The sequence below is a fragment of the Streptomyces sp. MAR4 CNX-425 genome (assembly GCF_048656465.1).
In the GTDB taxonomy this organism is placed as follows: domain Bacteria; phylum Actinomycetota; class Actinomycetes; order Streptomycetales; family Streptomycetaceae; genus Streptomyces.
In genome coordinates, this window is the sequence record NZ_JBMDLF010000029.1 from 1 (window position 1) to 7,368 (window position 7,368).

General features: G+C 67.8%; 6 protein-coding genes and 1 pseudogene. 4 read left to right on the forward strand and 3 right to left on the reverse strand.

What is annotated here, in order from left to right; all coding sequences use genetic code 11:
* The first annotated feature begins 167 nt into the window (after nucleotides 1–167).
* Nucleotides 168–680, forward strand: coding sequence for a hypothetical protein (locus ACHZ99_RS33340; protein WP_420308588.1), 513 nt, complete (start codon nucleotides 168–170; stop codon nucleotides 678–680).
* Nucleotides 681–819: 139 nt separating this feature from the next.
* Here ACHZ99_RS33340 and ACHZ99_RS33345 read toward each other — a convergent pair whose 3' ends face one another.
* Both ACHZ99_RS33345 and ACHZ99_RS33350 read right to left on the reverse strand, forming a co-directional pair.
* Nucleotides 820–1,593 carry a hypothetical protein gene (locus tag ACHZ99_RS33345; protein ID WP_420308589.1) on the reverse strand — a complete coding sequence of 258 codons (774 nt, stop codon included), beginning with the start codon at nucleotides 1,591–1,593 and terminating at the stop codon, nucleotides 820–822.
* Complete coding sequence (locus ACHZ99_RS33350; RefSeq protein ID WP_420308590.1) at nucleotides 1,590–2,432, reverse strand: DUF692 domain-containing protein; 843 nt, start codon at nucleotides 2,430–2,432, stop codon at nucleotides 1,590–1,592. Before ACHZ99_RS33350 ends, ACHZ99_RS33345 begins: the two co-directional genes overlap by 4 nt.
* 180 nt (nucleotides 2,433–2,612) lie before the next feature.
* Between ACHZ99_RS33350 and ACHZ99_RS33355 the strand changes: the two are divergent.
* The 3 genes and pseudogenes from ACHZ99_RS33355 to ACHZ99_RS33365 all read left to right on the forward strand — a co-directional run.
* Nucleotides 2,613–3,347 (forward strand): annotated as a pseudogene (locus tag ACHZ99_RS33355) (IS630 family transposase); the annotation flags it as partial.
* Between the two features lie 338 nt (nucleotides 3,348–3,685).
* Nucleotides 3,686–4,486: a transposase family protein gene (locus ACHZ99_RS33360; protein WP_420308591.1), complete on the forward strand. Its 801-nt coding sequence runs from the start codon at nucleotides 3,686–3,688 to the stop codon at nucleotides 4,484–4,486.
* A gap of 159 nt (nucleotides 4,487–4,645) precedes the next feature.
* The gene (locus ACHZ99_RS33365) at nucleotides 4,646–5,476 is read left to right on the forward strand and encodes a hypothetical protein (RefSeq protein WP_420308592.1); all 831 of its coding nucleotides are present in this window, start codon (nucleotides 4,646–4,648) and stop codon (nucleotides 5,474–5,476) included.
* 635 nt (nucleotides 5,477–6,111) lie between these two features.
* Here ACHZ99_RS33365 and ACHZ99_RS33370 read toward each other — a convergent pair.
* Nucleotides 6,112–6,492, reverse strand: coding sequence for a hypothetical protein (locus ACHZ99_RS33370; RefSeq protein ID WP_420308593.1), 381 nt, complete (start codon nucleotides 6,490–6,492; stop codon nucleotides 6,112–6,114).
* Between the last annotated feature and the right edge of the window lie 876 nt (nucleotides 6,493–7,368).

The following is a 7,368-nucleotide window of genomic DNA, read 5'->3' on the forward strand; positions in this document are numbered from 1 at the left end:
TGAAGCCTCGGCACGCCGCCACGGCTGCCAACCCTGACCGACCCGCCCCGGCCGGGCTGGTGCACGCCGCGCCGGCGGCCGGCCGGGAGCCCCGCCACCAGCCACCCGTGGGGCATGCCTCCCGTCCGCGGGGACCCCACCCGGGATCCCCCGCTTACCCTCCGCCCATGACCGTCCCACGCAGCCGGACCCTCGCGCTGGCCGCCACGCTGCTGGCGGCGGCCTGCTCCGACTCCCCGGACGCCGCGGCGCCGGCACCGGACCCGGCCTCGTCCCGTCCGTCGTCCGGCAAGCCGACCGAGAAGCCGGCCAAGAAGCCGACCGCCCGCCCGAGCCCCTCGCCGACCTCGCCCTTCTGCCTCAACCTGACGCTCTTCCAGGTAGGCGTCATCGCCTACAGCTCCGACGTGGGTGCGGCGATCGACGGGGAACCGCTGGACTTCAAGGAGCTGCGGAGGAAGGCCGACGTGATCGCCCGTACCGGCGAGCCGATGCGGGCGAGCGCGCCGCCGGACATCGCCGACGAGCTCCGCACGGTGCTCAAGGCGATCGAGACCTCCGCGGGCCATCTCAAGGAGGGCGGCGACGCGTGGGCCGTCCTGGGCCCGGTGTACGGCGACCGCCACCGCCCCGCCTTCGACGCCGTGAACGCCTACAACTGCGGCGGCGGGGGCGGGTGACCGGGCGTTTTGGCCGCCCGCCGGGCCGCCGATAGCGCGGCCGGGTACGGAGTCGAGATCGACCCTGCGAGCGACCGGGCAGGCGACGGCGGACAGGCCGGAACGCCAGGCCGGTTCGGCGCCGCACAGGCGCGCGACGTCAGCGTGAAGAAGGGCGGGTGATCGCCATGTCATGCGTACTGCTCAGTGCGCGCTCCACCGCCTCCGTGGAGAGCCCCCGCGCCTCCGCCAGTTCGGCGGGCGATCGCGAGCCGTCGCAGAGGTCGAGCAGACTCCGCAGCCCCTCCGGAATCCGGTGCACCAGGACCCTGCCCCCGCCGGCCGGCGCCAGCACGAGATGCGTACGACGCTCGCCCAGGTCCCGCCAGGGCGCGCCGTCGGCGATCCGGCGCTGTACGGCGGCGACCGGACAGCCGAACGTGGCCACGACCACCCCTGGCCGCAGCGTCGGCCCCACGGCACCGAACTGCGGCCTGCGCTCCCGGAAACGCCACATCGCGTCGTGCCGGAGCGTCTCGTACCGCACGACGTCCCCGATGGCAGGCCGGTCGGTGTCCGGCGCCTGCCGGACCGCAAACGCGCCCAGCCGCATGCCGGCTTCCGCCATCCCCTCCGGCGTGGTCAGCCGGGATGTCGCGAGGAAGCGTCCGCAGAGCGCCGCGTCGTCGAGGGCCGTGCGGCAGAGCGCCAGGGTCGCGGGCAGCACGCCCTCGACCAGGGCGAGTTTGTTACGGCGGGCGACTGCCGAGGACACGAGAAGTCCCTGCCCACCGACGGCGCACAGTCGCTCGACGTCCGCAACGGTAATGCCGTAGTGGGCGGCGAATGACTCCGGCGCCGCGTGCACCTCCGGGTACAGGGACGGGTCGGCCATCAGGCGGGCCAGCAGATCCTGTACGCCGGCGGCGGTCACCGCGGTCTCCGTTCGCCTACCACCTGCCTGGCCTTGTCCAGGTCGGCCACGATCTCCTGGAAATCCTCCGGAAAGTCGTCGTCCCGCTCCATCAGGACGGCCTTCACGTCGCACCGTTCCAGCAGGTACGCGAACAGCGCGAGCACGTCGCCGCCCAGCGGGTGGTCGTGCCGGTCGATCAGCATCTCGTCCCGGTGGGCGGCAGGCGAACTGCCTGCCAGATGCACCTGTTCGACCCGCTCCAGCGGCAGTTCGTCGAGGAATCGGTACGGGTCGAAGCCGTGGTTGCCGGCGTTGATGAGAACGTTGCTCAGGTCGAGGAGGATCCCGCAGGTACAGTGCTCCATCACCTCGGTGATCATCTCGGCCTCGGTGAGTTCCCCGGGCATGTCCACGTAGTAGGTGATGTTTTCCAGCAGAAACGGTCTGCCGAGCGCGTCCTGCACCTGCTGCGCCTTCCCGGCGATGTGCCGGGCGTTGTCCACGGTCCGCACGACCGGGTTCAGGCTGTCGAGGGCGAGCCCCCGGCCGCGGGTAAAGCACAGATGGTCGCTTGCCCAGGGCGCGTCGACGAGATTAGCCAGGGCGACCACGCCGCGGAGATAGTCCTCGTCGAGTGGCTCCTGCGACCCCACCGACATCTCCAGGCCGTGCGGCACCAGCGGGAAGTGGCCCCGGGGTTCCCGGAGCGCCGCGCGCGCGTCCGGGTCGTACAGAAACTGGTCCGTGATGACCTCCAGCCAGTCGATTCCCCGGGCGTTGTCCACGATGTGCTCGTGCAGCGGCTTCCGGTATCCGAGGCCGACGCCCAGGCGCGGCGGTTCTGCGCGGTCACTCATAATGTGTGTGTTCTCACTTCCTGTGTGTGGTCGGCAGGGCCCGGGCGGTTGGGGTCCTGGCCGGTTTCGGCCGTCCTCTGAGCAGCGAGCATCCGGGTGTAGGCGCCGCCCGCGGAGCGCAGTCGACCGTGGAGGCCCTGTTCCTCGACGACGCCGTGCTTCAGGACGAACACGTTGTCGGTCGAGGCACTGGTGGCCAAGACCCTGGACGAGAAGCCTTCGTACGGAGATTCGCACTGGTCGACGCGGTCGATGGCCGAGGCGACGGGCATGTCGCAGTCCGCGGTCTCCAGGATCTGGCGGGCGTTCGGGCTCAAGCTCTACACGGTAAAGACGTGGAAGCTGTCCACGGACCCGCAGTTCGTCACCAAAGTCCGCGACGTCGTCGGGATCTACCTTTCCCCGCCGGAGAACGCCCTGGTCCTGGCGGTGGACGAGAAGTCGCAGATCCAGGCCCTGGACCGAACCCAGCCCATGCTGCCCATGGCGCCGACGACGCCGGCGAAGATGACCCATGACTACGTCCGGCACGGCACGACCAGCCTGTTCGCCGCCCTGGACATCGCCTCCGGGTCGGTCATAGCGCAGCACTTCCGGCGCCACCGGCACCAGGAGTTCCTGTGTTTCCTCAAGACCATCGACGCGGCCGCCCCGAAGGATCTGGACCTGCACCTGGTCCTGGACAACTACGCCACCCACAAGACCGAAGCGGTCAAGAAGTGGCTGATCCGCCACCCGCGCTTCCACCTGCACTTCACCCCCACCTCCGCGTCCTGGCTCAACCTCGTCGAGCGCTGGTTCGCCGAACTGACCTGCCGCAAACTCCGCCGCTCGGCCCACCGCAGCGTCGTCGAGCTGGAACGCGACATCCGCGGCTGGGTCAACGAGTGGAACAAGGACCCCAAGCCGTTCGTGTGAACCAAGACCGCCGACGAGATCCTGGAAACCCTCGCCGCATACTGAGCTCTTCCGATCGTGACCGGATCGGGGGATGGGGTGGCCCGTGACGCGCGAAGCTCCTTGCCGTTGCAGAGGCGTCAACCATCCTGCGGAGCAAGGAGCTTCGTGGTCACCTATCGTGCCACTCTCGATGTCCCGTCCGATCTGGTTTCCTGGCTGGAGAACCTGATTGCCGCCCGAAGGAGTGAGGCGGGCGGCTCCTGGCGTGCTCTGACAAGCTGGGACCAGGCTGTGATGCTGCTGGTCTGGCTGGCCAAGGGCGACACGTTCGAGCAGCTCGGCGCCACTTCGGGGTGTCCACCGACACCGCCTGGCGGTACGTCAACGAAGGCATCGAGGCCCTCGCGCCGCTTGCACCGACTCTGGAGGAGGCCCTCGCGGCCTCGGGCGAGGACCGCCGCCTGCTGCTGGACGGAACGCTCGTACCGACCTGGCGCTGTGCCGGTCTGGCCACAGAAGCCAAGGCCGACCCGCTCTACAGCGGCAAGCACCACGACCACGGCGTGAACGTCCAGGGCCTGACCGCCACCAGCGGCCACCTGGTCTTCCTCGGCGACGCCCGCCCCGGATCGACCCACGACCTGACCGCGGCCCGCGCCGACGGCATCATCGAGGCCGTCACCGACGCCGACGTGGAGACCACCGCCGACTCCGGCTACCAGGGTGCCGGCGGCACCGTGCGCACCCCCGTCAAGCGCCCGAAGGGCAAGGGACACAACGGATGGGAGAAGCAGGCCAACTCCCAACTCGCCAAACTCCGCGCCCCCGTCGAACGCGCCTTCGCCGAACTCAAGCGGTGGCGCGTACTGAACCTGTTGCGGATCAGCCCGAACCGCATCACCGCCGTGCTCCACGCCCTCCTCGGATCACACACAAGCGATCTTCACTCGCGAGAGGGTAGATCGGGAATGCTCACTGCACACGAATCAATGACGCAGGACACTAGTTCATCGTCCCAGGTCAGGAAGGCACTTTCGCGTTCTTGCCTCAATAGCCGCCGTGCCCAACGAAACGGCGATGCTGGCATGTATTCGCCAGCATCGGCGCAGCTGAGGGGTTTCGTTGACGCACGCGCCGGGCGCATGTTCTACTGAACGTGATCGAGCGAGTGCCCAGCGCATGGGCCTGGGGGGATTTATCACGTCTTTCAGCACGCGATGCGGTGAGAGGCTTGCGTGCTGCGAAGCATGTGACGTTCTCCGCCTGAGCCCACGCGGCTGGGCGTACGCATGTACTTCGAGTGAAAGGCACACATGCGCAACGCAAGGATACATCAAGGCCTGGTCGCCTTACTAGCAGCCGTCGTGATGGCCATCGGCTTCGCTGGTTCAGCTAGCGCGCATGCCGTCTACTCCGTGGACTACCCGTGGCACAACTCAGCTGGTGACCACTGCATGGTCAACAAGAGCCAGGTAGGCGACGGCGAGAGCGGCGGCGGCGAGTTCAAGGGGTGGTCTGAGAGCGGCTTCAACGAAGTCGTTCCCTTCGTCGACTGCGAGTACCCTCGCAACAGGCCAGCAGGGCACCTTGCTGATGGGATGCAGATCTGGGTCGTGAGCCCGGCTACAAATGAGTGGGTCCTCTGTGCGCGCACAGACAAGACCTACTACAACACGAAAGAAGCATTCTCACTGCAGTTGACCTGGACCGCCCCTGCGGCAGGCATGTGCTTCACTGACGGGTCGTACGGCCTGTACAACCACGCTGCCATCCACTCAGATGGCGACTGGACACCCACGTTCAATAATCCGCTGTGGTCAGGAGTCCATCACAATCTGGGATGGCCCACCTCCTCAGCTGAGACCGCAGCTTCCACGAAGTCTGCGCCGCGGCCGCCATGGGTGAATGCGGACGGCACGATGGATCCCGAGAAGATGCCGGACAAGGCGAAGGTCGCAGACCCAGACGGTGGCGTTGTCACCGACAAGGACGGGAAGCCGGTCAAGGTCAACACGAGGCTCCCGGCACCTGAAATGATCCCCGCCAACGGTGGCGGTGGTCAGCGCACTACGAAGGTGGCCGAAAACGGAGGCACGGTGGAGGTAGTGGAGGTGGACATGGTCCGCGTCGCTGACACGCTGTGAGCACGTAACGGCCGTTTGGCCGCGCCTCGGTCCTGCCGGGGCGCGGTCGTGTCCACTCGCAAGCTGCGTCTGAGGTATACATCCTCGGCGAACTGCGACTGCACATCTGCAGATGGCTGGAGGGAAATTGACCGAGCGAAACCGGGAACACGTCGCAGTCGGGGTCCTGCGTACAGTATGCGGTGTCTTCGCCATCGCCTCCCTCGCCGTAGCCACGATCCTCTTGCCCAGTGGAAGAAGCATGGGGCTGGCCCCGCTAGGAGCGTTCGCCCTGTGTGGCATAAGTTGGCTGTGGCTGAGCCTTCGAAGATGACTACCTGATCCAGGGGGTTCGGCTCGGTCTCTCTGTCGCAGACATGCAGGCTCCGCAGACGCAAGTTGAGGACGGATCGGGAACAGGGGGCTCAGGTGATGCGCGCTCCCCGGGCGACGATCGGCAGTAGGCCGCTCAGCGCGCCGGTTGCCATGTTCGAGGCCCACAAGCGCGGGTGCGCGCGTAGTATGGGCTCATCCCTTTCTTAAGGGTGAGGGTCGGCAGGGTTTTGTGACCGCCTACCAGGGCGGTGGGCTTCGGCCCAGCCCTGCCGGCCGTCGGCAGCCGGGTGCCCCCGGCTGGCTGCCGGGGGCTTGTGGGTTTAGTCCCAGTGCCGCAGGTCGTCTAGGACGATCCGCAGGTCTACCAGGGCGCCTTCGGCGGTTATCAGCCCTAATGCGGCGCAGGCGAAGCGGTGTTCAGTCAGCTCCTTCTCGTTCGTGATCAGGTGCTTCATCTCCGCGGCGGTGAGCCATCCCAGGCAGGCGATCTGCAGCTCGTGTATCCCGTCGATGGGCAGGGGCATCTTCGGCGCGGTCTCGGCGACCCGACCGACGGCCACCCGTGTCTCCTGGGACAGCGGGTTTCCGGTGGGCAGCTTGACGGCGACCGGAAGCCTCAGGCATAACGCGGCGACGTCTGCGTAGACGCGCTCCAGGTGGACCACCAGACTGCCAAGTTTCGGCTCATCTCCTTCGGGCATTACATTTCCTTTCTTTTCGGTGAGTGAGGAAGAGGTTTGCGACCTCATTTCCTCTTGTTGATATCCTATTCCGTGACCCCTCCATTGCAATGGATTCAGAAAAGGAATTGCCTTAATTTCGCGGCGAATTCTCATGGCGGGGATCCCGGGGCATTTCCGTCCATCCAGGTGCGGCCGCACGCCGTGCACACCACGGCCGGTGACCTGCCGTCCCCGCCGTGGACCTCGAGCCGGCCGCCGCACGGCGCCGGGCACGGCTGGTCGATAGTGCGGGACAAGCGGGCCATGTCCAGCGCGCCCAGGACCCGCTCAGCGGCACCGGAGGCGACGGTGGCGATGCGCTCGCGCTGCACGGTGGTCAGCGGCCGAAACGGTCCTGGGGCGCCCTCCGCGCGGGCCAGCAGCCAGGCTGCGGCGTACGGCGCGCTGCGGGTAGCGGGGTTGGTGTAGGACCAGCGGCGGCGGTCGGCGCCGTCGGCAACCGACAGGGCGGCCAGCTGCAGGCCATGTCTTCCGGGGGTGTCCGCGGACGCCTTCCGACACAGGTCAGCCAGACCACGCGGTTGGCATCGGCGGGGTTGAAGCCGGCGTGCGGCGGCTGCGGCCTCGGGCGGCGGGCCAGCACGCCGGTGATGCGGGTGTGCCAGGCCCACCCCACGATGCCGGCGACCAAGGCGAGGGCAGCGATCGTCATCGGCCCGGTCATGACAATCCCTCCCGCAGCTTGGCGAGGAAGGAGCGCAGCGTCTGCGCCGGCGCGGTCGCCGGAGCTGGCCGCTGTGTGCCTCGGCGAACAGTGCCTCGACCTGTTCGGTGGTCAGGCCCTGCTCCCCTGCGGCGGCCACGATCTGGAACCACAGGGTTAGGGGAGCAACG

Coding starts and splice junctions, on each gene's coding strand:
- ACHZ99_RS33340 (WP_420308588.1), top strand. CDS start 168: ATGACCGTCCCACGCAGCCGGACCCTCGCGCTGGCCGCCACGCTGCTG.
- ACHZ99_RS33350 (WP_420308590.1), bottom strand. CDS start 2,432: ATGAGTGACCGCGCAGAACCGCCGCGCCTGGGCGTCGGCCTCGGATAC.
- ACHZ99_RS33365 (WP_420308592.1), top strand. CDS start 4,646: ATGCGCAACGCAAGGATACATCAAGGCCTGGTCGCCTTACTAGCAGCC.
- ACHZ99_RS33370 (WP_420308593.1), bottom strand. CDS start 6,492: ATGCCCGAAGGAGATGAGCCGAAACTTGGCAGTCTGGTGGTCCACCTG.